This is a genomic window from Streptomyces achromogenes subsp. achromogenes (assembly GCF_000720835.1).
In the GTDB taxonomy this organism is placed as follows: Bacteria; Actinomycetota; Actinomycetes; order Streptomycetales; family Streptomycetaceae; genus Streptomyces; species Streptomyces achromogenes.
Window position 1 is genome coordinate 77,894 of the sequence record NZ_JODT01000009.1, and the last position, 25,165, is coordinate 103,058.

Here is a 25,165-nt window from a genome sequence, read left to right on the forward strand (position 1 = left end):
CTCGGTTTCCTTTCCGGTCGCCCGTCGGGTGGGGGACGGGCCCTCAGGTGGAGGCCAGGGGCACGGCCGCGGTCAGGACGGCCCGCGCCGCCCCGTCCGGGCGCGTGCGCGGGAAGTAGTGGCCGCCGTCGGGCAGCTCGTGCAGGTCGACGTGGTCGGCCAGCAGCCGCCAGTCCCGGTGGCGTTCGGCGTAGCCGGCCGTGTGCGGGTCGTCGGCGGCCACGACCACCGTCACCGGCGCGGACAGCTTGACCGGCGGCGGGGCGGTGAGCGCCGCCAGCAGGTAGCGGTGCGCGGCCACACAGTCGTGCCGGTAGGCGGCGCCGATGTGTTCGGCGTGCCGCTCGTTCAGTTCGGCGAGTTCGGTGTGGCCGCCGTCCGCGGCCAGCCGTGCCGCGGTCTCCGCGTCACTGCTGCGGGTCAGTTCGCCGACGGCGGCACCGCGCTCGGCGGCGGTGCCCAGCAGCTGCGCGCCGAGGAACACCCGGGTGACCCGTACGCCCCGTTCCTGAAGCCTGCGGGCCGTCTCCAGGGCCGGGGCGGCGCCCGAGGAGTGCCCCCACAGCATGACCCGGGTCAGGCCGCGCGCGGTGATCTCGGCGGCGACCCGCTCGGCCACCTCCGCGATCGGCGCGAACGGCTCCCGCCGGCCGACCGGGTCGTGTCCGGGCAGGTCGACGGCGAACACCGCCAGGCCGCTGCCGGCCAGCGCCGCCGCCATCGGGCGGTAGTTGACCGCGTTGCCGCCCGCGTAGGGGAAGCACACCAGCGCGCTCTCCGGGGCGCCGTCCGGCTCCGACAGGGGTTGCAGCAGCTCCGGGCGGGACCGGCCGGCCCCGTCGAGCACGGCGGCCAGGTCGGCGAGAACCGGATGACGGGTGATGTCCTTCAGCGACACCGCCCGGTCCAGGGCCACGCTGAGCTTGACGGCCGTCAGGGAGGTGCCCCCGGAGTCGAAGAAGTGGTCCGTGCGGCCGATCCGCTCCTCGGGCACGCCCAGCAGCTCCGACCACACCGCCGCCAGCCGCCGCTCGGTCGGGCCGAGCCCCTGCCCGTCCCCGGCGGCGCGGTCCGGCGGGGCGGCCCCCACGGCTCCCACGGCCCCCTCGGCCTGCTCGGCCTGCTCGGCCGGCCCGGTCCGCTCGGCCAGCGCGGTCAGCGCCTTGCGGTCGGTCTTGCCGTTGGCGGTCAGCGGAAGGCTCTCGCGCCAGTGGAAGGCCGAGGGCACCATGTAGGCGGGCAGCGCCGCCGCGAGCGCCTCGCGCAGCGTCTCGGGCGGAACGCGCCGTCCGGTGTGGAAGGCGATCAGATGCTTGTTCCCGCCGCCCCGCTCCGCGACGACCACCGCGCCGTCGCGCACCCCGGCCACCCGCAGCAGGGTGTTCTCGATCTCGCCGATCTCGATGCGGAAGCCGCGGATCTTGACCTGGTTGTCCCGGCGGCCGAGGAACTCCAGCTTGCCGCCCGGGTGCCAGCGGCCCAGGTCACCACCCAGGTACAGCCGCTCACCGGGCCGGTACGGGTCCGTCCGGTACGCCTCCCGGGTCCGCTCGGGATCGTTCACGTACCCCCGGCCCACGCACACGCCGGAGAACGCGATCAGCCCCGGGGCCCCCAGCGGCACCAGCGACAGGTGCTCGTCCACGACGTAGACGCGGACGTTGTGCACCGCGCGGCCCAGCAGCACCCGGTCCGGCACGCCGTCCAGCACCTCGTGGTTGGTGTCGTCCGAGGTCTCGGTCAGCCCGTAGGCGTTGAGCAGCCGGATCCCCGGCTGGAGCGCGAACCAGCGCTGCGTCAGCTCCCGCTTCAGCGCCTCCCCGGTCACCGACACGCACCGCAGGTCCGGCAGCGCGCGCGGACGCCGCTCCAGGTACGAGACCACGACCTCCAGGTACGAGGGCACGAGCTGGGCCACGGCCACCCGGCCGCGCACCAGCGTGTCCACGAACCGCTCCACGTCCGTGATCACGTCCTGGCCGACCAGCAGCGTCCGCCCGCCCGTCAGCAGCGCGGACAGCAGCTGCCACAGCGAGATGTCGAAGCACTGCGGCGCCGTCTGCGCCACCACCGACCCCTCGCCGATGCCCAGGTCGTCGATCTTGGCGTACAGGTGGTTGAGCAGGCCCGCGTGCTCGCACATCGCCCCCTTCGGCTCCCCCGTGGAGCCGGAGGTGAAGTAGATGTACGCCAGCCGGCCCGGCTCGATCGGCAGCCCGGGGTCGGTGTCGGGGTACGGCCCCGCGTACGCCGTCTCCACCGGCAGCTTCCGTGCCCCCGGCACGGTGGCCAGCGCCTCGTCGAGGTTTTCGGTGCTGCCGGACTCGGTGAGCACCAGCCGGCAGTCCGCCCGGGTCAGCATGGCCGCGATCCGGCCGGCCGGGAAGTGCGGCTCGACGGGCAGATAGACACCGCCCGCCTTGAACACCGCCAGCGTCGCCGCCAGCCAGTCCAGATCGCGCTCGGTGACGACGGCGACCACGTCCTCCGGGCCCAGCCCGCGCTCCAGCAGCGCGTGCGCCAGCCGGTTGGCACGCGCGTTCAGCTCCCCGTACGTCCACGTCCGCTCGCCGTGCACGGCGGCCACCCGGTCCGGGTGCTCCCGTGCCCGCCGCTCGAACAGCTCGTGCGCGCGGGCGTCCGGCAGCTCCCGGTACGGCCCCGCCAGCCCCTGGAGCTGCTCGCGGACCTCCTCGGCCGACAGCAGGCTCTGCTGCCCGTGGTCGGCGTCCGGGGTGGCCGCCAGCAGGGCCAGGGCCTTCAGGTGGTAGCCGCCGATCCGGGCGGCGGCACCGGCGTCCAGCACGTCGGAGCGGTGGCGCAGGCGCAGCACCAGGTGCCCGCCCCGGTCGTACCAGCGGACGTGCAGCACCGCCTCGTCGGCGCCCTCGCTGCCGTCGTGACCCTCGGAACCTTCGGGACCGAACACCACCTCGTACGGCGGCTCGGTCAGGCCCAGCTCCCGGCGCAGCCCGGCCACCGGGAACTCGCGGTGCGCCAGCAGCTCCGCCTCGGCACGCTCGGCGGCCGTCACCAACGCCCGCCAGGACCCCGGTGGGACGGTCAGCCGGCACGGCAGCGGCTCGCCACGCACCCCGGCGGTGTACCCCGTCACCACCTCCGGCTCGCCGGACAGCGCGGCCAGCACCTTGGCGTGCGCCGCCAGCAGCACCGCGCTCAGCGGGAGCCCGGAGCGCCGCACCAGGGCGCGCACCGCGCCCGTCACCTCCTCCGGGACCACCGTCTCCTGCTCCGGCACGCCCGGCACCGGCTCCGCCGCCCAGCGCGGCACGGCGGTCGCGCCGCCGGCGCCCAGCACCCGGCTCCAGTAGTCCCGGTCGGCTTCCCCACGCGTTTCCATCGATGGCCTTCCTCACCTGGTGGCGGCAGCGGCGGCGTCGGTCTTCTTCGCGGCGAGGTCCGGCGGCAGGGACCCGCCGGACGGCTCCGGCATGTCCACGGCCGGGTTGCCGCCCCAGTGGGCGCCCGGGGGAACCTCCTCGCCCTTCATGAGGAAGGAGTCGGGGGCCAGCACCGAGCCCTCGCCCATGGTTACGCCGTAGTGCACATGGGCGGAGACGCCCAGCGTGCAGCGGGCGCCGAGCGTGATGCCGTCGGACTTGAAGGTGCCGTCCTCCTGCGAGTGGCACTGGATCTTGCTGGCGACGTTGAGGGTGCACTCGTCGCCGACGGCGGCGAGGGTCCGCTCGGTCATGAAGCAGCCGTCGTCGAACACCCGCTTGCCCATGCGCACCCCCAGCAGCCGCCACACGAGGCTCTTGTAGGGGGTCCCGTTGAAGATGTTCAGGTACTGCACCGGGACCTTCCACAGGCGCTCGTGCAGCCAGAAGTTCCGGTCGTAGATGGAGCACAGCTGGGGCCGCAGCGCGCGGAACCTGGTCATCCAGCGCTCCACCAGGACGTAGTACGCGGTGGACAGCAGCAGGGTCAGCGCCAGGTACAGGGCGATCACCACATGGCCGGCCGCGCCGTACAGGTCGACCGAGACCAGGCCGAACAGCGTCAGCAGGAAGACGTGCAGCCAGCGCGCGAACAGCATCAGCGCCATCGACAGCAGGTTGTAGCGGTTCTTCGCGTGGAGGTGGCGGCGCAGCTCCTCGCCCGTGCGCAGATGGTCGAACCGGGCGTCGCGGTCCACCGAGCGGGGAATCTCGAACGGCGGCGAGCCGAGCAGCCCGACGTTCGTGCGCACCTCGCCGTCCAGCGGCACCAGCACCTTGGTCGCGAGCAGGCAGTTCTCGCCGGTCCGCCCGCCGGCCGGATAGGCGATGTTGTTGCCCAGGAAGTTGCGCGGCCCGATCGACACCCGGGAGAGCCGGAAGGACGTGCCCGAATACTCGGCGTTCACCACCGACAGCCCGTCGGCCACCATCGTCCCGGTGCCCACGGTGACCAGGAACGGCGACTCGTGCTGCACCTCGGTACCGAAGTTGGACCCGGTCTGCTCGACGCGTGACAGGTCGTAACCGAGTCTGCGGAGGTAATACACGATGTACGAGCTGTCGCCGAACAGCCACGTGAAGAACTTGATGTTCGTGATGCGGGCGGCCACCCGGTGCAGCGTGTAGTGCATCCCGTACAGCGGGTAGACCCGGTCGGGCCGGACCATCAGCCTCAGCAGCCGCGGCACCGTGTACAGCGCGACCAGCCCCACCCCGACGAAGCCGAAGAACAGGGCGAGCGAGACGGCCAGCGCGTCGGGTATCAGCTCCGGCCGGCTCAGCGTGGCCGTCTGCGGGTCGAGCCGCTTGCCGATCGCCGGCAGCCCGGTGAACACCATGTACACCCCGCCGAGGGCGACCGGGAGGTAGACGAACACCAGCTGCAGCAGCGTCACGGTGCCGAACCAGGCCCGGCGCAGGGTGCCGCACCGGGCCGGCGGGACCCGTATGTGGTCCACGTCGGTGGGCTCCGCCGGGGAGCCGTGCCAGCGCTCGCCGTCCGGGACCGCCTGGCCGCGGTGCAGGGCGGAGGAGTGGCCGAGCTGGGCGCCGTCGCCGAGCGAGGTGTCGATGTCCAGGACGGTCTTCTCGCCGACGAACGCGTCCCGGCCGATCGTGACCCGGCCGGTCTGGATCCGGCCCGCGTACGCCCGGTAGCCCAGGAAGTACGAGTCCTTGCGGATCAGCGTCCCGGCACCGATGGTCAGCAGGTCGGTGCAGACCGGGACCGAGCGGGAGAGGATCGTGACGCCTTTTCCGATCCGCGCGCCGAGAGCCCGCAGATACAGCACGTACAGCGGGGTGCCGACGAGGAACACCATGGGATTCGCGTGCAGCAGCACCTTCACGAACCACAAGCGCGCGTACGCCAGTCCCCAGACGGGAAACTCACCCGGTTTCCACCGGCCGACGAGAATCCATTTCGCCAGCACCGGAAAGGCGCACAGCGCGACGAACGCGATGCTCCCGAACACCAGCGCGCGCAGATAGACGCCGCCCGGGTCGGAAGCCTCGGAGATCCATTCGTACCCGCCGGCGGTTATGTATCCGTAAACGAGGGAGTAGACGAGGAAGACGAGCAGCTGGAACGTCCCGCACAACCGGTGGTGGAGCGGGTTCACCCGGGTCACCGCGGCCGGTTCCGGCCGCGCCTCGGGTGCGGGGGCCGCCGGGGCGTCGCCGTCCGGCGAGGCCGGCGCGAGGGCCTCGGCCAGGCCACGGATCGTCGGGTGCCGGTAGATGTCCCGGATGGAGGGGGAGGGCAGGTCCGGTATTTTCCGCAGCCGTGCGCAGAACTGGGCCATCACCAGGGAATTGGCGCCCAGATCGGTGAAGAAGTGGCTGTCGGCCGGAACGTGGTCGGCCTCCACGAGTTCCGCCAGTGCCGCCGCGAGTTTCCTCTCGGTCTCCGCCCTGGCCGGCCCGGCGTCGCTCACGGTGACGGCGGTTTCGTCCGGCCCGGATATGGGGACCTCGGAGGACTGCTCCACCATTCGATCTCCTGAGGACGTATGGATGGCCCTTGCCGTCCGGATCCATTTCGATCACGAACCGCCGTTTTCAGTCTGGCGAGCCGGACGGGACCCTGCCACTCAACGAAGACCGCCGTGCCCCCGGAAAAGCCGGTCCGGCACCGCGCACTCCGGCCCCCCATGCCTCCCGAGCCCCACCATTCACCCGATCGGCGGGCCCCGGACGCAGTAACGACGGCCGGGGCCGGCCCCCGACGGGACCGGCCCCGGCTCGCGCACCCGGGCGGGACGGCCGTCAGCCGTCCTTGCCCATGGTCCGGCGCACCAGGTCCTTGGTGCGGTCCATCAGCGCGGCCACCGGCCCGAGCGCCACGTTCTTCGCCCCGGACTCCACGCCCGGGTGCGGATGCGTGGGCGCCATGGCCTCGGCGGCCTTCACGGCCTTGGCCATGGCGGCGAGGTTGGTGACGTCGGTGCTGCGCCGGATGTGCGTGAACTCGTAGCGCTCCTCGGCCCGCGCGTGCTCCTGGACGTCCGTGCGCAGCCGCGCCAGCCGGGGCAGGAACTCCGGGTCGTCGGTGTCCATCTCGTCCAGCGCGGCCAGCGCCTCCTTGGCGGCCCGCTCCTCCGCGAGCCGGTCCCGGACGACGTCCTCGCCGCCGGGCACCCCGTGCCGCACGAACGGATGGACGACCTCCTCCTCGGCGGTCTCGTGCACGGCCAGCAGCCGCACCAGCCGCCGGAACGCGTCGCGCCGCTCGTCCCCGGTCGCCGCCTCGACCTCGTCGAAGAGGTTCCGGATGTCACCGTGCTGGCGCATCAGCAGCGCCACCACGTCCGTGTCCTTCGCCCCGTCGTCACCGGCCTGCGGAGTGCGCAGCTCGGACATCTCGGCTCCTCACTTCTCGCGCATACGGGGGTCGGGGTGCTCGCCCTCGGACTCGACGCGGTACTCGCGGCCGAACATCCGGTCGTGCTCCGCCATCACCCGCTCGCTCGGCGGCTCCTCGCCGCCGTGGATCCGCTCCTGCATCTTCTCGAAACGCTCGTGCGCCTCGCGCACATAACCGGCGCCGAGCGTGGTCAGGTCCATCTGGGTGTCGAGCAGGTGCCGCAGGTACTGCTTGTTCGGCTCGAAGGTGAGCACGTTCGGCAGCTCGGGCGCGAGGACCTCCTGCGGCTCCCGGCCGTCGTAGCGGCGCATCAGGTCGCAGGCCGTGTGCAGGTGCTCCAGCTCCATGTTCAGGTGCAGCTCCCAGACCGCCTTGACCTGGGGATCGCTCTCCTGCTCCATGAAGGAGTAGTAGAGGTAGCACTCGTTGTACTCGTGGTTGACCAGCTGCTCCCACCAGGTCTCCCCGGGGTCCACCAGGGACTCGTAGTGGGTGACGTGCTCCTCCTCGATCAGCCCGATCTCCTGGTACAGCTGCCGCGCGATCGGCTCCATGTAGGTGGGGCCGGTGTTCATGTAGAAGTTCATGGTCTGCTGCTCGGCCGACATGACCGTCAGCGCGTGCAGCTTCGACAGCGGGCTCGTGGCCGCCTTGTCGTAGGGGTCGCGGACGTTGTCGTACGGGTCGCGGTGATGGAACTTCGTGGGCCGGCCCGGCATGACCTCGGTGAGGCTGTCGACGATCGACTCGGCCTTGCGGTGCTCGATCATCTCGTACAGGTTGGCGTACCGGTACAGGTGGTCGAAGTCCTCCAGGACCCCGAACTCGTACGCCTGCTTCAGATACGGATCCGGCTCCATCCGCGCCACCCACGCCGTCAGGTCCACCGCGACCTGCTCGTAGGCGATGGTCGTCTCCAGCACCGAGGACACGCCGGGCAGCAGCCAGTTGACGACCTTCTGCTGCTGGGCCTCGATGTAGCGGGTCCGGGCCAGCTGCCGCTTCACCTCGGGGTCGACGGTGTTGCGGGCGAGCTGGTGGCTGAAGAGGATCGCCTCCACCTCGATGCCGTTCATGGTGATGACGCGGCACCGGGTGTACGGGTCACAGCGGTCGGGGTCGATCGGCCGCACGTCGAGCTCGCGCCAGTTGCGCAGCTGACGGTCCAGCGGGATGCCCCGCTGCTCCAGGGGGTTGAAGGTCATGGAGGCCACTCCTGTGACGATTCGGGGCGGTGAGGTACCCCTGTCGCCGCACCGCGTGCGAGCGCCGGGGCACACCGCTCATGCTTCGGTCACGCCACCCGCCCGGCCACCGCCCACGCCCGGACGGCCGGAGGCTTCCTCCCTTCGTGCGCGTCACTGGGCTGTTCGTCCCGGCCGTGTCCGGCCCGCCCCGTTCCGTTTCCGCCGCGTCGGCGAGGGGACCCGTGCCCTGTGGCGGCGTACGGAGCGGAACATCGGGTGCGGCTGCCCGCGCTGTGCGCGGGCTGGATGACGCAGACGTTCGTCCACTGGGCGTACCCGGCCGAGGCCGTGCGGGCGCTGGTGCCGCAGCCGTTGGTGGTGGAGGAGTACGGCGGCAGCGCCTGGGTGGGGTTCACCCCGTTCGTGATGACGGACGTACGCCCGCCCGGCGTACCGTCCGCGCTGCCCGGACTCCCCACCTTCGCGGAGACCAACCTGCGGACCTACGTCCGGCACCCGAACGGCCGGGACGGGCTGTGGTTCTTCTCCCTGGAGGTTGCCTGCCCGGTCATGCTGGGGGCGCGGGCGATCGGCGCCCCGTACCACCCCGGTGTCCTGGAGGTCACCCGGAGCGGGGAGACCGTCCGCTACTCCGGCCGCAGACGGCGGGGCCGCGCCTCCTACCGCCTGGCCGTCCGCCCCGGCGCCCGCGTCGAACGGCCCACCGCGCGGGACGTCTGGCTGACCTCCCGCTGGCGCGCGTACACCCGGAGTCCCGGCCTGCTGTGGGAGACGCCCGTGGCACACGAGCCCTGGCCGCTGGCCGGCGCCGCCGTCGAGGAACTGGAGGAGACCCTCACCGCCGAGGCGGGTCTGCCGGCCCCCGCCGGCGAGCCCGTCGTGCACTTCTCGGACGGAGTCAGGCATGTCCGGATGGGCGTCCCGGTGCCCTGCTCGCGGACGCCCTGAGCCCGCGCGAACCGGTGCCGGGGAAGCCGCCCGGCGCCGGCGGACGCTCCGCTTCGAGGGCTGGATCGCGGGCCTGGGCACGACCTCCGGCACCCGGATCGTGCTCGGCCACTGGCAGCGGTCGCCGTTCGGCCCGTTCAGCGACGTGATGCTGGAGCACCCGGACGGCGAACGGCTGCTGCTCGCGCCCACCCGGGAGACGGCCGGCTTCATCGCCGGCACCTATGTCTTCGACACCGTACGCGTCGTACCGGTGCGGGTCGGGGTGGCGGACGGCGCCTGGACCGTCGCCGCGGGGCCGCTGCGGCTGCGCTTCGTCACCGGCCGGCGCGGGCCGCTGGGCCTGCTGCTGCGCGCCGTGCCCGCCGCGCTCGCCCGCCGCCCCGCGTGGAGCGCGCTCATCGACGGCCCGGCCCGGCTGCTGCTGCCCGGCGTCCGCACCCGGGGCAGCGCCGGGGCGGGCCGCCGCGAGTGGTACGGCGCGCGGGACCTGCGCGCGGTCCGCGCCCTCACCGCGTCCTTCGACGGCACCGGCCTCGGCGCCCTCGCCCCGGTCGATCCGCCCGTCCGCTTCGGTTTCGGCTCGGTGCCGAGACGGCCGTCGCTCACCCGGGTCATCACGACGGTGCGGCTGGGGGCCGGGTGAGCGCAGGCCGCGGTACCCGCCCACCCGGCGCGGAGGGAGGCTCACATGGACAGGACACCGGATCTGGAGCCCGGGCGCGGTATGGCGGTGGCGCACGGCGCCTTCAACGTGGTGGGCGGGCTGTGGCCGCTGGTGCACCCGCACAGCTTCGAGTGGGTCTTCGGGCCGAAGACCGATGCGTGGCTCCAGATGACGACGGGCGGCCTGCTGGCCTCCTGTGGCCTCGCCCAGCTGGCGGCGGCGGCCGGCCCCGGCGGCCCGGCCCACGCCCGCCGCATCGGCCTGGGCACGGCGCTGACCCTGCTGGCCGTCGACCTCGTCTACGTGCCCCGGGGACGCATCCGCCCGACCTACCTCCTCGACGCCGCGATGCAGACGGGGTGGATCACCGGCTGGCTGCGCACGCCGACGGAACCCCGCCGCACGGCACAGCCCGGCCGGTGAGCCCTCCCGGGCCGGGACCCGGTCACTTCGTCGCGCCCTGGGCGAAGCCGTTGTAGATGTAGCGCTGGAGGAACAGGAAGACGACGAGGGTCGGCACGATGACGAGGATCGTGCCGGCCGAGATGTTCTCCCAGTGCGCGCCGAACGGGCCCTTGAAGCGGAACAGGGCGGTGGAGATGGTGCCGAGGTCCTCGGACGGCATGTACAGGAAGGGGATGTAGAAGTCGTTGTACACGGTGATCCCCTTGATGATGACGACCGTGGCGATCGCCGGTTTCAGCAGGGGCAGGATGATCTTCCAGTAGATGGTGAGGGAGTTGGCCCCGTCCAGGCGCGCGGCCTCGTCCAGCGACACCGGGATGCCGCGGATGAACTGCAGGAAGATGTAGATCGAGACGATGTCCGTGCCCATGTAGAGCAGGACTGGCGCCCAGATGGTGTTGAACAGCCCGAAGCTGTTGACCACTTGGAAGGTCGCGACCTGGGTGGTGACCCCGGGCACCAGGGTGGCGATCAGGAACAGCGCCATCACCGGCTTCTTCAGCCGGAAGTGGAAGCGGTCGATGGCGTACGCGGTCATCGACCCGATGAGCACCGTACCGGTGATGGAGAACAGCAGGATGACGGCCGTGTTGACGAAGGCGGACAGCATCTTGCCGTCGTTGAACGCCGTCACGTAGTTGCCGAAGTTCAGCCAGTCGCCCGGCAGCGACAGCGCACCGCCGTCCGCGACCTCCTCGGAGGTCTTCAGGGAGGTCAGGAAGACGACGGCGAGCGGGACCAGCACCACCAACGAGGCGACGATCAGCGACAGGTAGGTCAGCGCGGGGCCGATCCGGCGGCGGGCGGGCAGGGGCGTGGTCATACGAGGTCCACCTTCTCGTCGGGCACGAGGCGGCGCTGGATCCAGGTGATCAGCAGGATGATCAGGAGCAGGACGACGGCGGCGGCCGAGGCCAGACCGGTCTTGTTGAACTGGAAGGCGAGCTTGACCGTCTGGATGACGAACGTCGTCGTGCCGGTCGCGCCGCCGGTCATGATGTAGGGGATCTCGAACACCGACAGCGAGCCGGAGACCGCCAGGATGACGCTCAGGCTGACCACCGGCCGGATGCTCGGGGCGATGATGTGCCGGAACTGCTGCCAGCGCGAGGCCCCGTCGAGCTGGGCGGCCTCGTACAGTTCCGCCGGGATCGACTGGATCGCGCCCAGGAACAGCACGAAGTTCAGCCCGGTGAACCGCCAGACGGACACCCCCGCCAGGGAGGTGTTCGCCGACTCGGGGTCGCCGAGCCAGGCGTGGTCGGAGCCGGCGCCGAACCAGGACAGCACCGAGTCCAGCGTGCCGCCGTCCTGGAAGAAGTACAGGAAGACGAAGCCGATGGCCACGCCGTTGACCAGGTAGGGGAAGAACAGGATCCCCTTGAACAGGTTGCGCAGGCGCAGATCGAAGCTGAGCACGGTCGCGAAGTACAGGGCGATCACGATCTGCACGGCCGAGGCGGCGAGGTAGTAGAAGCTGACGAAGAACACCCGGAACAGCTCGGGCCGGGTGAAGATCTGCTCGTAGTTGTCGACGCCGGTGAAGTGGCGGTCGGGACTGACGCCGTCCCAGTCGGTGAAGCTGTAGTAGATCATGTTCCCGACCGGCACATAGGTGAACGTCACCAGCAGGGCCAGGGGAACGGCCAGGAACAGCCAGGGAGTCAGCCGGCGCAGCATCCGGCCGCCCCGGCGGCCGCCGTCCGGCGTGGGCGCGCCGCCGCGTGCCGCGGAGGCGCGGGGCACCTTGGCGGGTGCCGTACGGGTCGTCTCGGTCATCTCGGCCTTCCGTCTTCCATCTCGGCCTTCCGTCTTCGCGGGTGGTACGGCGGCGGGGGCCCCGTCCGGCACGGGTCGCGCCAAGGCGCCGGTGCCGTTCGGGGCCCGCGGTGTCTTCAGGGCCCGCGCTGTTCAGGGCCCGCGCCGTTCAGGACCCGGCGGTCCCCGCCGCCTCGTTCCAGCGCTTGTCCAGGTCCGCGAAGTAGTCGTCGAGGCTGCCGTGCTGCGCGCCGCGGGCGAGGTCGACCAGCTTCTGGCGGTAGTCGGGCTTGTTCAGCCCGATCTCGGCCGCGTTGTCGATCGCGTTGACCTCACCGGTCTTCGCCTCGGAACGCTCCTGGAAGGTGACATCGTTGTCAACAAAGTCCTTCAGCGTGCCCGGCATCGCGGCGGACTTCAGGGCCGGGACGGCGCCTTCCGTGGCCGCGTAGCCGGACTTCTGGGTGAACCAGTCGATCCAGGCGCGGGCCGCCGCCTTGTGCGACGAGTGGGCGTTGACGGCCTGCTGGTAGTCGGAGGCGAGCACGGCGCAGTACGTGCCGTCCTTCCGCACGGGGAACGGCATGAAGCCGATGTCGTCGGGGTCGGCGCCGGCCTTCTTCGCCGCGTCGCGCATCTGGGTGATGGCCCAGGAACCCAGCTGCATGGTGGCGATCCTGCCCTGGGCGATCATGCCCTTGGAGGCTTCCCAGTTGGTGGTGTTGGGATCCTTCTCCGACAGGCCGCCCTTGACGATGTCGTAGAGCAGGGAGTCGATCGTGTGCAGCTCGCCGCCCTCGCGCCAGGGCGAGACGGCGCCGGCGAGCTTGTCCATGGCCTTGGCGTCGCAGGTGACGGAGCCGATGCTGTTGCTCCAGGCGGTCAGCGGCCAGCCGTCCTTGAAGTTCGTGTAGTACGGCACGGCGTCCGTCTTCGCCTTGACGGCCTTCAGGTCGGCCAGGAACTCGTCCGGGGTGGCCGGCCAGGCGCGGATGCCGGCCTTCTTCCAGACGGCCTTGTTGTAGAGGAAGCCGTTGGCCGTGCCGAACTGGGCGATGCCGTAGACCTTGCCGCCGACCTCGGTCTTGTCGCTGAACCGGTAGGTGCCGCCCAGTTCGGCGGCGGTGCCCAGCGGGGCGAAGAACTTCGGGTAGTCGTTCTTGGCCACGGCGGCCGGGATCATCAGGACGTCACCGTAGTCGTCGGTGTTCATCCGGATCTTGACCTCCCCCTCGTAGTCGGTGAGGGCCTCGAACTTCACCTTCACCTTGGGGTAGACCTTGCGGAACTCCTCGGCGTACCGGTCCATCGTCCCGTTCTGGACGAGGTCGGTGCGGTGGGTGAGGACCTTGATCGTGCCCGAGGCGTCGGCCGGGTCGGCCGGTGCCTTCGCCGTCTCACCGGAGACCGTGCCCCCGCCGCTGCATCCCGCGACGGTCAGCACCGCGGCGGCCAGCAGCCCACCGCGCCACCGACGCCCCGCGAACGTCGTGTTCTTCCCCATGTGCCCAGCTCCTCCAGGATTGCGGCTCAGCTCTGCGAGTGGGATGTCGGCACTATGTCAGCCCCCTGTTAACCGGTAAAGCTGTAATTTCCACCGCGATGCGCAATCGTTACCGACCATTGCGGGGTGAGGCGCTGACGTGCGGTTTCCGTCGCGACCCATTACGGTCCCGTAGCTAGACCGGTTTATAGACAGCGCCCGGTCCGCGCGTTAGGTTGTGCGCCGTTGCCCGTCCACCGGCCTGAGTCAGGCGATTGGAGCCGCACCATGAAGGACGTCACCCAGCTCACCGAGGGCTGGAGCCTGCGCCACGGGGAGGAACTGCTGGAAGCCCGGGTGCCCGGTTGCGTCCACACCGATCTCCTCGCCGCCGGGGCCATCGAGGACCCCTTCCTCGCCCGCAACGAGACGGACGTCGCCTGGGTGGGCCGCCGCGCCTGGACCTATGTCCGCGAGCTCACCCACGACAGCGGCCACGAGCGCACCGACCTGGTCTTCGACGGCCTCGACACGGCCGCCTCCCTCACCCTCGCGGGCCGCCCCCTGGGCACCACCCGCAACATGCACCGCACCTACCGCTTCGACGTCACCGGACGCACCGGCGAACTTCAGGTCCGCTTCGCCTCCGCCTACGACGAGGCGGCGGCCGTCCGCGCGGTGACGGGGGAGCGGCCCAACGTCTATCCCGAACCCTTCCAGTACATCCGGAAGATGGCGTGCAACTTCGGCTGGGACTGGGGACCCACCCTGGTGACCGCGGGCATCTGGCGGCCGGTCCGGCTGGAGCACTGGTCCACCGCCCGCCTGGCCGAGGTGCGGCCCCTGGTCACCGTGGCCGAGGGCACCGGCCGCGTCGAGGTACGGCTGCGCGCCGAGCGCACCGAGCGGGGGCGAAAGCGGCGCCTGCGCGTCACGGCCCAGGCGGCCGGCGTCCGGGCCGAGGCCGAACTGACCGGCGACGAGGCGGTCCTCGTCCTGGAGGTCCCCGACCCGCGCCTGTGGTGGCCGCGCGGCTACGGCGAACAGCCCCTGTACGACCTGGACCTCACCCTGAGCGACGACAGCGGCCCGCTCGACACCTGGCACCGCCGGATCGGCTTCCGCACGATCGAGCTGGACCGCTCCGCCGACGCGCACGGCACCGGCTTCACCCTGGTCGTCAACGGCGTACGGGTCTTCGCCCGGGGCGTCAACTGGATCCCCGACGACGCCTTCCCCTCCCGGATCACTCCCGAGCGCTACCGCACCCGCCTCACCCAGGCCGCGGACGCGGGAGTCGACCTGGTCCGGATCTGGGGCGGCGGCATCTACGAGGACCACGCCTTCTACGACGCCTGCGACGAACTCGGCCTGATGGTCTGGCAGGACTTCCTCTTCGCCTGCGCCGCCTACCCGGAGGAACAGCCGCTGCGCGGGGAGATCGAGGCCGAGGCACGCGACAACGTTGTCCGGCTGATGCCGCACCCCTCGCTGGTGCTGTGGAACGGCAACAACGAGAACCTGTGGGGCTTCCGCGACTGGGACTGGGAGGGCCCGCTCGCCGGAAACTCCTGGGGCGAGGGCTACTACCTGGGCCTGCTGCCCCGTATCGTCGCCGAACTCGACCCCACCCGCCCCTACGCCGCGGGCAGCCCCTGGTCCGGCTCCTGGGACCACCACCCCAACGACCCCGCCCACGGCACCCACCACTCCTGGGAGGTGTGGAACCGCCAGGACTACGCCGAGTACCGGGCGAGCGTGCCCCGCTTCGTCGCCGAGTTCGGCTGGCAGGCACCGCCGGCCCTGGCCACCCTGCGCCGCGCGCTGCCCGGCGAGCCGCTCGGGCCCGACTCCCCGGGCATGCTGCACCACCAGAAGGCCGAGGACGGCAACGGCAAGCTGAACCGCGGCGTCGCCCGCCACTTCCCGCTGCCCGAGGGCGACTTCGACCGCTGGCACTATCTGACCCAGCTCGTGCAGGCCCGTGCCGTCGCCGCCGGCATCGAACACTGGCGCTCCCACTGGCCGGTGTGCGCCGGCACGGTTGTCTGGCAGCTCAACGACTGCTGGCCGGTGACCTCCTGGGCCGCCATCGACGGCGACGGCCGCCCCAAGCCGCTCTACCACGAGCTGCGCCGCGTCTACGCCGACCGGCTGCTCACCCTGTGCCCGGACCCCGACGGCCCGGTGCTCGCCGCGGTCAACCAGGCCGCCACGCCCTGGCGGCCGGCGGTGACCCTGCGCCGGGTCCGGGCCGACGGCACCACGCTCGCCGAAGCCGTGGTCGAGCCGGTGGCGGAGCCCCGTTCCGTCGCCCGGATCCCGGTCCCCGAGCACCTCGTACCGGATGCGCGGACCGGCAAGGAGTTCCTCGTCGCGGACGCCCCCGCGGCACCCCGTGCGGACGGGGCCGAGAGCGGCGAAGGGCTGCGCGCCCTGCACTTCCCCGTCCCCGACAAGGACTTCGCCTACCCCAGCCCCCGGTACGAGGTCACGCTGGAGCCCGTGCCCGGGCCGGGGGATAGAGTCGACGTCGTGGTGAGCGCCCAGACCCTCGTCAGAGACCTTCTGCTCCAGCCCGACCGGCTGAACCCGGCCGCCGTCTGCGACCGCGGCCGGCAGACCCTGCTGCCCGGTGAGCGCACCCGGATCCGGGTCGAGGGCTGCGGCCAGGTCACCGTGGCCGCCGTGGAGGCCGCCCTGTTCTGCGTGGACCTCGGGTGAGCGGTACCGGAGAACGCGTCACCATCAAGGACGTCGCGGCGCGGGCCGGGGTGTCCAAGGGGGCGGTCTCGCTCGCCTTCAACCACAAGCCCGGCGTCTCCGAGGCCACCCGGGAACGGATCTTCGCGGTGGCCCGGGAGCTGGGCTGGGCCCCCAGCGCCACCGCGCGCAGCCTGTCCAGCCAGCGGGTCGACATCGTCGGGCTGGCCCTGTGCCGGCCCGCCCGGCTGCTCGGCCTGGAGCCGTTCTACATGGACTTCATCTCGGGCATCGAGAGCGTCCTGGCGGAGCGGTCCTGCTCCCTGCTGCTGCGGCTGGTGCGGGATCTGGACGAGGAGATCGCGCTCTACCAGGAGTGGTGGCGCGGCCGGATGATCGCCGGCGCGATCCTGGTGGACTTCCGCGAGGACGATCCCCGGGTGCCGGCCCTGCACCGGCTCGGCATGCCGGCGGTCGCCGTCGGCCATCCCCGTCTCACCGGCACGTTCCCGGCGGTGTGGACGGACGACGCGTCGGCGACCGCCGAGGCCGTCCGCTATCTGGCGGCCCTGGGTCACCGGCGCATCGCCCGGGTCGGCGGCCCGGCCGACCTGGGACACAGCGCCATCCGCACCCGTGCCTTCGCCGACACCGTCCGGGAACTGGGCCTGGAGGAGGCGCGGCAGATCGCCACCGGCTTCGACGAGAAGGAGGGTGCCCGGGCCACCCGCACCCTGCTGCTCGCCGCCGACCGGCCGACCGCGATCGTCTACGACAACGACATCATGGCGGTCGCGGGGGCGGGCGTCGCCGCGGAGATGGGCTTCACCGTCCCCGACGACTTGTCGCTGCTGGCGTGGGACGACTCGCAGCTGTGCCGGATCACCCATCCGACCCTGTCGGCCATGAGCCACGACGTGCACCACTTCGGCGCAGAGGTGGCGCGCGTGCTCTTCGACGTGCTCAACGGCGTGCACACCGGCGGCCACCAGGTGCCGACCCCGTCGCTGACGCCACGCGGCTCCACGGCACCGGCGCCGGGGGTGTAGGCCGGGGCCACCGCGCGTACGGAAGGGCCGCGTCCACTGGGGACGCGGCCCTTCCGTACGCAGGGTGGCCGGGACGCCGGGTCAGCCCTTCGCGCAGGCGGCGCCGTTGAGACTGAAGGCGGCCGGGACGCCGTTGGAGCCGCTGGAGGAGCCGTTGAAGCCGAAGCTCACGGAGCCGCCGGCCGGGATCGTCTCCGTCCAGGTCTCGTGGGTGGCCTTCACCTCGCTGCCCTGCTGGACGGCCTTGGCGTTCCAGACCGAGCCGAGCTTCTGGTTCCCGGGGAAGGCGAAGGCGAGCTGCCAGCCCTTGACGGCCGTCGTGCCGGTGTTGCGGATCGTGACGTCCGCGTTGAACGAGGTGCCCCAGTCGCTGAGCCGGTAGTCGACCGAGCAGCCCGCGGGCGCGGGGGTGGTGCCGCCGTCCCCGAAGATCCCGGCCTCCTTCGCCGTCTGCTTGATGCCGTCGGCGCCGGAGAAGACGCGCTGCCCCCAGGCGGTGAGGCGCGCGGCGTCGAAGCCGGTGGCCATGTCCAGGTACTCGACACCGCCGCCGTTGCCGCTCCAGGACCAGCCGAGGTAGCCCACACCGAGCTGCCGCGCGCTGGACATGATGGCGTCCTCGTCCGGATCGCCGTCCGAGTGCATGCCGCCGAATTCCCCGACGACGATGGGAAGCCGCTGCGAGATGAACCGGTCAAGGTAGCTTCTGACCTTGTCGGCGGTGTTGAAGACGCCGTACATGTGGATCGAGAACACGGTGTTGCGCTCGGGATCCGCGGCGAATACCTCGGCGGCGTGGTCGCGCATGGTGAAGGACCAGTCCTGGCCCCAGTTCGGGGCGTCCACCATGAGCGTGTGCCGGAACCCGGCCGCCCGCATCCGGGCGAGGGCGCTCGCGGTGTCGGAAGTCCACGCCGCGTAGCCGGAGTTGCCGTACGGCTCGTTCCCGATGTTGAGGATGACGTACTTCTCCTGGCCCTGCACCGCGCTCTTGACGCCGATCCAGTAGTCGACGGCGCGGGCGAGGGTGGTCGCCCCGGCCTGCTCGCCGTAGCCGGTGGTGTCGTGGGCCTCCAGGACGCAGACGAGCCGGTTCTGCTTGCACTGCGCGACGACGGCGGCGACGTCCGCGGTGTCGTTCTTCGTCCACCGGTCACCCGTGGCGAGCACCACGCGCACCGAGTTGGCACCGAGGGCCTTGATGTCCTTCAGCGCCTGCGCCGTCCTGGTGGGGTACCAGGCGTGCGCGTGGTTGACGCCCCGCAGGACGAAGTCCTCGCCGTTCGCGTCCAGCAGCCGGCCCCCGGCGACGTGGAACCCCGGGGCCGCCTGCGCCCCGGCCGGCGCCGGCGAGGGTGCCTGCGCGCGCGTCTGCGGCTGTGCCTGCGCGGCGGACGGTGCGGCCAGTAGCGAGGCGGCGAAGGCCAGCAGCGCTCCCGCCGCGGTGGCCAGTCTCTTTCTCATCTCTGCTCCCCAAATGGTGGCGCGTACGGCCGGTACGCGAGGTCGTGCGCGAACCGGTCCGGAATTCCGTTGGCCGAATGTCGTACCGCGGCGAGGCTAGGGGCAGAAATTGAGAGAGACAACCATGCGAACGAAACCGGTTAAGTTTAGTTGGAGTTCAGTTGACGTACCGCCGGGCGAGCCTCCGGGAGGGGCGCGGGAGGGCGGCCCCCGGCGACTCGGGCGACGGCATTGGTATGGACATGTCCCGGCGGTCGCCCTAGCCTGATCCTTGGTCTAGACCAACGCACGGTTCGGCTCGATCAACTCCCCACACCCTTCGAGGAGCGGCTCCATGCGCACCAAGGGCAAGTTGTACGCGGCCGTATTAGGCCTCGCCACCGCCGGCGCCTTCGTACTGTCCACCGGCGGCGCCAGCGGTCACGGCTACACCGACCTCCCCATCAGCAGGCAACTGCTCTGCGCCGACGGCACGGTACGGGGCTGCGGCGAGATCCAGTGGGAGCCGCAGAGCGTCGAGGGCCCCAAGGGCTTCCCGGCGGGCGGACCGGCCGACGGGCAGCTCTGCTCCGGCGGCGAGACCCGGTTCGGCCAGCTCGACGGCGCCCGCACCCCCAGGGGCGCGGAGTGGCCCACCACCAAGGTCACCGGTGGTCAGAGCTACACCTTCCGCTGGCAGTTCGAGGCCCGGCACGCGACGACCGACTTCCGGTACTACGTCACCAGGCAGGGCTGGAACCAGGGCCACGCCCTGACCCGCGCCGACCTGAACACGACGCCGTTCCTGACGGTCCCGTACGGCGGCAAGCAGCCGCCGGCCACCCTCAGCCACAGCGGCACCCTGCCGACCGGGCTGAGCGGCCACCACGTCATCCTCGGCGTCTGGACCATCGCCGACACGGGCAACGCGTTCTACGCCTGCTCGGACGTGACGTTCTGACGGACCTCCGGCTCCCGTCCGGGGCGCGAAGCCCCGGACCGACCACGCCGAAAACCCCGCTCCTTGCCTGGCCTCTCGACGGAGGTCCGGGCGGGGAGCGGGGCCGGTGATCACCGACGTACGTCTGGGGACCGGGTGTCCACGCGGCGGAACTCACCCGCGCGTCGCGCCGCTTCGCGGAGGTGCGGGTCCGGGCGTCCGGAAACCCGGTCACCGAGCCGCACGCCACGGGGTACGGGGTGCCGGACACCCCGCGGCACGCCAGCCCCGCGCTGCGGTCCCTGCGCAGCGACGTACGGATCGCGGCCGACTCGCCCGGCGCGGACCTGGTCCACAGTCGCACCTGGCACGCCGACGCGGCAGGCCACCCGCAGCGGTGTCTCAGATGTCGCGGAAGATCTCGATCTGCGCCCCGATCGAGTTCAGGCGCTCGGCCAGGTCCTCGTAACCGCGGTTGATGACGTAGACGTTGCGGAGCACGGACGTGCCCTCCGCCGCCATCATCGCCAGCAGGACGACCACCGCCGGGCGCAGGGCCGGCGGGCACATCATCTCGGCCGCGCGCCAGCGGGTCGGGCCCTCGACCAGGACCCGGTGCGGGTCCAGCAGCTGGAGCCGGCCGCCGAGGCGGTTGAGGTCGGTCAGGTAGATGGCGCGGTTGTCGTAGACCCAGTCGTGGATGAGGGTCTTGCCCTGCGCGGTGGCCGCGATGGCCGCGAAGAACGGGACGTTGTCGATGTTCAGGCCGGGGAACGGCATGGGGTGGATCTTGTCGATCGGCGCCTCCAGCTTGGAGGGGCGGACCGTGAGGTCGACCAGGCGGGTACGGCCGTTGTCCGCGCAGTACTCGGGGCTGCGGTCGTGGTCGAGCCCCATCTCCTCCAGGACCGCCAGCTCGATCTCCAGGAACTCGATCGGGACCCGGCGCACCGTCAGCTCCGACTCGGTGACCACGGCGGCGGCCAGCAGGCTCATCGCCTCGACCGGGTCCTCGGAGGGGGAGTAGTCGACGTCGACGTCGATGTTCGGCACACCGTGCACGGTGAGCGTGGTGGTGCCGATGCCCTCCACCTTCACGCCCAGCGCCTCCAGGAAGAAGCACAGGTCCTGGACCATGTAGTTGGAGGAGGCGTTGCGGATGACCGTGACACCGTCGTGCCGGGCGGCGGCCAGCAGCGCGTTCTCGGTCACGGTGTCGCCGCGCTCGGTCAGCACGATCGGCCGGTCCGGGCGGACCGAGCGGTCCACCTGCGCGTGGTACTGGCCCTCGGTGGCCGCGATGTCCAGACCGAACCGGCGCAGCGCGATCATGTGCGGCTCGATGGTCCGCGTGCCCAGGTCGCAGCCGCCGGCGTACGGCAGCTTGAAGCGGTCCATGCGGTGCAGCAGCGGGCCGAAGAACATGATGATCGAGCGGGTGCGCACGGCGGCCTCCGCGTCGATCGCCGCCATCTCCAGCTCGGCGGGCGGGACGATCTCCAGGTCGACGCCGTCGTTGATCCAGCGGGTCCGCACGCCGATGGAGTTCAGTACCTCCAGCAGGCGGTACACCTCCTCGATGCGCGCCACCCGGCGCAGCACCGTGCGTCCCTTGTTCAGCAGCGAGGCGCACAGCAGGGCCACACACGCGTTCTTGCTGGTCTTGACGTCGATGGCGCCGGACAGACGGCGACCGCCGACCACGCGCAGATGCATCGGACCCGCGTAACCCAGGGACACGATCTCGCTGTCCAGGGCTTCACCGATTCGGGCGATCATCTCAAGGCTGATGTTCTGGTTGCCGCGCTCGATGCGGTTGACCGCGCTCTGGCTGGTGCCGAGCGCCTCCGCGAGCTGCGTCTGCGTCCAGCCCCGGTGCTGCCGGGCGTCACGGATGAGCTTGCCGATGCGTACGAGGTAGTCGTCTGACATGACCTTGAGGCTATCTCAGATATGAGATGGCGCTCGCCAAGGGGGTCCGTTCGGGTGACGGAAGTGACGATTCGTCAGCCGGTCGGCCGTACGGGACGCCGCCACGCCGAGCGGGGAGCGCCCGTACGCGAGCCCGTACGCAGGGGTGGTGGGCGCTCGCCCTCCGCCGCGAGGGCCGGCCGTGTGCCGTATCTCTCGTGAGCTTTCGTGAGCTCTCGTGGCGAAGGGCGAACGTCGGTGTCAGGCTCAGAAATCGTCCGCGCCGTTGCGCAGTTCGGGGGTCCAGTAGCCGGTGAGCGCCTTGGCCGGGTCGACGGCGATGCCTTCGCTGCCGGGCGCGGTCACGGCGATGACCGTGGGGTCGCCCTCCAGCATGACGGAGAACGCCGACACGGGCTCGGTGTCCTCGTCGATTCCGCCGTCCGACAGCTTCACCGGGGCGTAGGCCGGGGCTCCCGCCGTGAGCACGACCGGTGTGGCCGGCTTGCTCTTGCCGACGGCCGGAACGTCCTGCTTGTGGCTCTCCAGGAACTGGATGTGCGGGAAGCCCGTCAGCCGGCAGGCGTGGTGGGAGGTGTTCCTCGCCGTGAGGACGAGGTGGGTGTAGGGCGGGCCGTCCTGCGTGGCGGCGCGGACGGTGACGTCCCCCGCGGTGCAGAGCGGGGCGGAGGCGGAGGCTCGCTCACCGGTGGAGCCGGTGGTACCCGTGGTACCGGAAGAGCCGCTGGAACCGGTCGAGCCGGTCGAGCCCGCGGAGTCCTTCGATCCCGTCGAGCGCGCCGCCTCGGCCGGACCCGTCGCCCCGGACGCGCCGGTGCCCTTGCCGCCGGCCGGCTGGGCGGACACCGCGGTCGCCGCCACGGTGGCCTCGGGAGTGGCCGAGGACGCGCTGTCCCCGTCGCTCTGGCAGGCGGTGAGGGAGAGGACGAGAGCCGTGCCCGCGACGGCGAGCAGCGCGGAGCGGTGACGCGGAATGTTCATGGAGGTTCCCCCTGGAGTGTGCGGGGCCGCGGCGCGGTGCCGTCGGCCGAGGTCGTGCTGCCGGTGGTGTGCGGTGTCTCCGCCAACCGGTTCGCTGTGTTTCCGCCAACCGGTTCGCTGTGTTCCGTCGACGGCGGGTGGTCCGGGCCGGCCGGGAGCGCGTGCGCCCCGGAAGTGCCGCCCGTTCCGCGTCGGCCTTCAGTCGATCACTTCCGGTCTCCGTCGCCCATGCGGTTCCCCCGGCAGAAGTACCGTCGGCCATACTTCTGCCGGGCGCTCGCGACCGGACGAGCCGGACGATCGGGGACATTCACGGTGCGCGACGGCACGCCATCCAGCGAGGACCACGGCACGTCGTCCACCGGGGACTTCGGGCAGCGGCTGCGTCATCTGCGGGCCCGAGCCGGACTGAGCCAGGAGGCCCTCTCGCACGCCGCGCAGGTGAGTGTCAGGGCGCTGGCGGACATGGAACGCGGGCGTACCCGGGGGCCGCAGCGCCGTACCGTGCGGGCGCTGGCCGAAGCGCTGGGGCTGGACGACGACGAGGCGGCGGGGCTGGAGGAGTCCGCCGCCCTCGGCCGTCCGCGCCCCCGGGCGGCCGTCGGCCCGGCCGGTCCCGGCCCGCTGGCCCTGCCGCGCGACATCCGGGACTTCACCGCGCGCGGCCCGGCCCTCGCCCGGCTGCTGGACCTGGCGCGGGACACCGCCGAGGGCCGGCCGGCGGTCAGCGTGATCGCCGGGCAGCCCGGCCTGGGCAAGACCGCGTTCGCGGTGCACGCCGCGCACCGCCTGGCCCCGCACTTCCCCGACGGGCAGTTCGCCCTGGACCTGCACGGCATGGACCCGGAGCCGACCACCCCCCGGGACGCGCTGGCCCGGCTGCTGGGCGCGCTGGGGGTTCCCGACGCCACGCTGCCGGCCGGCACCGACGACCGGGCCGGACTGTGGCGCTCCCTGGCCGGCGAACGGCGCCTGCTCCTGCTGCTGGACAACGCCGCCGACGAGGCCCAGGTAGCCCCGCTGCTGCCCGGCACCGGCCCCTCCCTGACCCTCGTCACCAGCCGTCACGCCCTGGCGGGGCTGGAATCCGTGCACCGCACCGAGCTGGCCCTGCTGCGGCGCGAGGAAGCGGTGGAGCTGGTGACCCGCATCATCGGCCCGGACCGGGTACGGGCGGAGGCACAGGCCGCCCGCGACCTCGCCGACCTGTGCGGACACCTCCCGCTGGCCGTCCGGATCGCCGGCCAGCGGCTCCTCAGCCGTCCGCACGAACGCCTCGCCAAGCTCGTCGCCCGCCTCGCCGCCGAGGGCCGGCGGCTGGACGGCCTCCAGGCCGGAAGCCTGCGGGTACGCGCCGCCTTCGCGCTCTCCTACCGTCAACTCCCCGCGGACACGCGGACCCTGCTGCGCCGCGCCGCGCTGGCCGCCGGGGCGGACTTCAGCCCGGAGACCGGCGCGCTCCTGGCCGGCCTGCCCTACGACGAGGCGGTCGCCCGCGCCGAGGAACTGACCGACGCCGGTCTGCTGCGCAGCGACCCCGACGCCGAGCGGTACCGCTTCCACGACCTGCTCAGGCTCTACGCGGCCGAACTGGCCGACGCCGAGGACGGACCCGAGGCCAAGGACGCCGCCCTCGACCGGACCGCGGACTGGATGCTGCGCCGGGCCACCGCCGCCGCGCTGCACTTCGACGTCGACCACGAACAGTCCGGGTCGGCGGCGGACCCGGACCCGGACACGGCGCCCACCGGCCGGGACGAGGCACGGGCCTGGCTGGAGGCCGAGCGGGCCCAGTGGCTCGCCGCGCTGCGCCGGGCCCACGCGGCCGGCCGGCACCGGCAGGTCCTGGACGCGGCGCAGGCGATGCACTGGTTCTCCGACCTCAACCAGCACTGGGAGCAGTGGGTGGAGGTGTTCCGGCGTTCCGCCGGCTCCGCCCGTGCCCTGGGCAGCAGACGTGAGGAGGCGGTGCACCTCAACTACCTCGCCTGGGCCTACAACCTCTGCGTCCACGACCCCCGCGCCGCCCTGACGAGCGCCGACGCCGCGCTCGTGGCGGCCCGCGACTGCGGGGACGCGCTGCAGGAGGGCTGGGCGCTCGGCTACGGCGCGGGCGCGCTCAGCCGGCTGGGCCGTACGGAAGAGGCCGAGGAGCGCCTGCGCCGTGCGGCCCGCCGCCTCGCCGCACAGGAGTCCCCGCAGGGCCGGCTGGCCGAGCTGACGGTCCTCAACTCCCTCGGCGCCCTGCTGCGCGGGACCGGCCGGGCGGCCGAGGCCCTGGCCATCCACCGGCGCAGCGAACGGATCTGCCGCGCGGGGGTTCCGGGCCGGACCAAGGAACTGATCGGGTTGTACCACGCGTTCACCCGGCTGCAGATCGGCAACGATCTGGCGGCCCTGGAACGCTGGCAGGAGGCCGAGGCGCCGCTGCGGCAGGCCCTCGCCGCCTTCGAGGCGGCGCAGATGCCGGCCTGGGCCGAACAGGCCCGGCTCGACCTCGGCCGGGCGCTCGGCGCCGTGGGACATCCCGAGGCCAGGGAGACGCTGGTCGCCGCCCGCGCCGCCCTGGGGGCGCTGAGGAGCCCGCGCCAGGCCGAGGCCGACGCCGCGCTCGCCGCGCTCGACCGGACCGCCGCGGACACCTGAGGTCCCGCCGCCGGGCGGGGGCGCGTACGCACCGGAAGACCCGGCCCTCGTCACCGGAGAGCGCGTGCGGACATGACCCAGCCGCGCCCATGTACTAGTGTTATCTCGACATCG

General features: G+C 72.1%; 17 protein-coding genes. 7 read left to right on the top strand and 10 right to left on the bottom strand.

Annotation, left to right across the window (positions count from 1 at the left end; all coding sequences use genetic code 11):
* Nucleotides 1–43: 43 nt before the first annotated feature.
* The 4 genes from IH25_RS0111105 to IH25_RS0111120 form a co-directional block, all read right to left on the bottom strand.
* A complete protein-coding gene (locus IH25_RS0111105) occupies nucleotides 44–3,361 on the bottom strand; it encodes a non-ribosomal peptide synthetase (protein ID WP_030606774.1) in 3,318 nt (1,105 codons plus the stop codon).
* Between the two features lie 12 nt (nucleotides 3,362–3,373).
* Nucleotides 3,374–5,956: a Pls/PosA family non-ribosomal peptide synthetase gene (locus IH25_RS0111110; protein ID WP_051753883.1), complete on the bottom strand. Its 2,583-nt coding sequence runs from the start codon at nucleotides 5,954–5,956 to the stop codon at nucleotides 3,374–3,376.
* A 274-nt stretch (nucleotides 5,957–6,230) separates the two neighbouring features.
* Nucleotides 6,231–6,824: a hemerythrin domain-containing protein gene (locus IH25_RS0111115; RefSeq protein WP_030606780.1), complete on the bottom strand. Its 594-nt coding sequence runs from the start codon at nucleotides 6,822–6,824 to the stop codon at nucleotides 6,231–6,233.
* Nucleotides 6,825–6,833: 9 nt separating this feature from the next.
* Complete coding sequence (locus tag IH25_RS0111120) at nucleotides 6,834–8,033, bottom strand: hypothetical protein (RefSeq protein ID WP_030606783.1); 1,200 nt, start codon at nucleotides 8,031–8,033, stop codon at nucleotides 6,834–6,836.
* 258 nt (nucleotides 8,034–8,291) lie between these two features.
* Here IH25_RS0111120 and IH25_RS0111125 point away from each other — a divergent pair, with 258 nt between their 5' ends.
* From IH25_RS0111125 to IH25_RS37475, 3 genes are read left to right on the top strand one after another with little or no spacing between them, the layout of a single operon-like run.
* A complete protein-coding gene (locus IH25_RS0111125; protein ID WP_037654744.1) occupies nucleotides 8,292–8,984 on the top strand; it encodes a YqjF family protein in 693 nt (230 codons plus the stop codon).
* Nucleotides 8,941–9,630, top strand: a complete 690-nt coding sequence (locus tag IH25_RS0111130) for a hypothetical protein (RefSeq protein WP_245172762.1) — start codon at nucleotides 8,941–8,943, stop codon at nucleotides 9,628–9,630. Before IH25_RS0111125 ends, IH25_RS0111130 begins: the two co-directional genes overlap by 44 nt.
* Nucleotides 9,631–9,675: 45 nt before the next feature.
* The gene (locus IH25_RS37475) at nucleotides 9,676–10,074 is read left to right on the top strand and encodes a hypothetical protein (RefSeq protein WP_051753884.1); all 399 of its coding nucleotides are present in this window, start codon (nucleotides 9,676–9,678) and stop codon (nucleotides 10,072–10,074) included.
* A gap of 22 nt (nucleotides 10,075–10,096) precedes the next feature.
* On the opposite strand, the gene IH25_RS0111140 is transcribed toward IH25_RS37475, so the two are convergent.
* The 3 genes from IH25_RS0111140 to IH25_RS0111150 form a co-directional block, all read right to left on the bottom strand.
* The gene (locus IH25_RS0111140) at nucleotides 10,097–10,939 is read right to left on the bottom strand and encodes a carbohydrate ABC transporter permease (RefSeq protein WP_030606793.1); all 843 of its coding nucleotides are present in this window, start codon (nucleotides 10,937–10,939) and stop codon (nucleotides 10,097–10,099) included.
* The gene (locus IH25_RS0111145) at nucleotides 10,936–11,895 is read right to left on the bottom strand and encodes a carbohydrate ABC transporter permease (RefSeq protein ID WP_030606796.1); all 960 of its coding nucleotides are present in this window, start codon (nucleotides 11,893–11,895) and stop codon (nucleotides 10,936–10,938) included. The genes IH25_RS0111140 and IH25_RS0111145 overlap by 4 nt, the downstream gene beginning before the upstream one ends.
* A gap of 148 nt (nucleotides 11,896–12,043) precedes the next feature.
* Nucleotides 12,044–13,378 carry an ABC transporter substrate-binding protein gene (locus IH25_RS0111150; RefSeq protein WP_030606799.1) on the bottom strand — a complete coding sequence of 445 codons (1,335 nt, stop codon included), beginning with the start codon at nucleotides 13,376–13,378 and terminating at the stop codon, nucleotides 12,044–12,046.
* 267 nt (nucleotides 13,379–13,645) lie between these two features.
* Here IH25_RS0111150 and IH25_RS0111155 point away from each other — a divergent pair, with 267 nt between their 5' ends.
* Together IH25_RS0111155 and IH25_RS0111160 are read left to right on the top strand one after the other, a co-directional pair.
* The gene (locus IH25_RS0111155; RefSeq protein WP_030606802.1) at nucleotides 13,646–16,081 is read left to right on the top strand and encodes a glycoside hydrolase family 2 protein; all 2,436 of its coding nucleotides are present in this window, start codon (nucleotides 13,646–13,648) and stop codon (nucleotides 16,079–16,081) included.
* Complete coding sequence (locus IH25_RS0111160) at nucleotides 16,078–17,109, top strand: LacI family DNA-binding transcriptional regulator (protein ID WP_030606806.1); 1,032 nt, start codon at nucleotides 16,078–16,080, stop codon at nucleotides 17,107–17,109. The genes IH25_RS0111155 and IH25_RS0111160 overlap by 4 nt, the downstream gene beginning before the upstream one ends.
* 81 nt (nucleotides 17,110–17,190) lie before the next feature.
* On the opposite strand, the gene IH25_RS0111165 is transcribed toward IH25_RS0111160, so the two are convergent.
* Nucleotides 17,191–18,573 (bottom strand): cellulase family glycosylhydrolase, encoded by a 1,383-nt coding sequence (locus tag IH25_RS0111165; RefSeq protein ID WP_037654747.1) that lies wholly within the window; start codon nucleotides 18,571–18,573, stop codon nucleotides 17,191–17,193.
* Nucleotides 18,574–18,907: 334 nt separating this feature from the next.
* Here IH25_RS0111165 and IH25_RS0111170 point away from each other — a divergent pair, with 334 nt between their 5' ends.
* Nucleotides 18,908–19,513 carry a lytic polysaccharide monooxygenase auxiliary activity family 9 protein gene (locus IH25_RS0111170; protein WP_030606812.1) on the top strand — a complete coding sequence of 202 codons (606 nt, stop codon included), beginning with the start codon at nucleotides 18,908–18,910 and terminating at the stop codon, nucleotides 19,511–19,513.
* Between the two features lie 381 nt (nucleotides 19,514–19,894).
* Here the strand turns inward: IH25_RS0111170 and IH25_RS0111175 are convergent, their stop codons facing one another.
* Together IH25_RS0111175 and IH25_RS42800 are read right to left on the bottom strand one after the other, a co-directional pair.
* Nucleotides 19,895–21,424 (bottom strand): helix-turn-helix domain-containing protein, encoded by a 1,530-nt coding sequence (locus IH25_RS0111175; protein ID WP_030606815.1) that lies wholly within the window; start codon nucleotides 21,422–21,424, stop codon nucleotides 19,895–19,897.
* A 246-nt stretch (nucleotides 21,425–21,670) separates the two neighbouring features.
* Nucleotides 21,671–22,405 carry a DUF4232 domain-containing protein gene (locus IH25_RS42800; RefSeq protein ID WP_030606818.1) on the bottom strand — a complete coding sequence of 245 codons (735 nt, stop codon included), beginning with the start codon at nucleotides 22,403–22,405 and terminating at the stop codon, nucleotides 21,671–21,673.
* A 315-nt stretch (nucleotides 22,406–22,720) separates the two neighbouring features.
* Between IH25_RS42800 and IH25_RS0111185 the strand changes: the two genes are divergently transcribed.
* Nucleotides 22,721–25,051, top strand: a complete 2,331-nt coding sequence (locus IH25_RS0111185) for a helix-turn-helix domain-containing protein (protein WP_245172763.1) — start codon at nucleotides 22,721–22,723, stop codon at nucleotides 25,049–25,051.
* Nucleotides 25,052–25,165 lie beyond the last annotated feature (114 nt).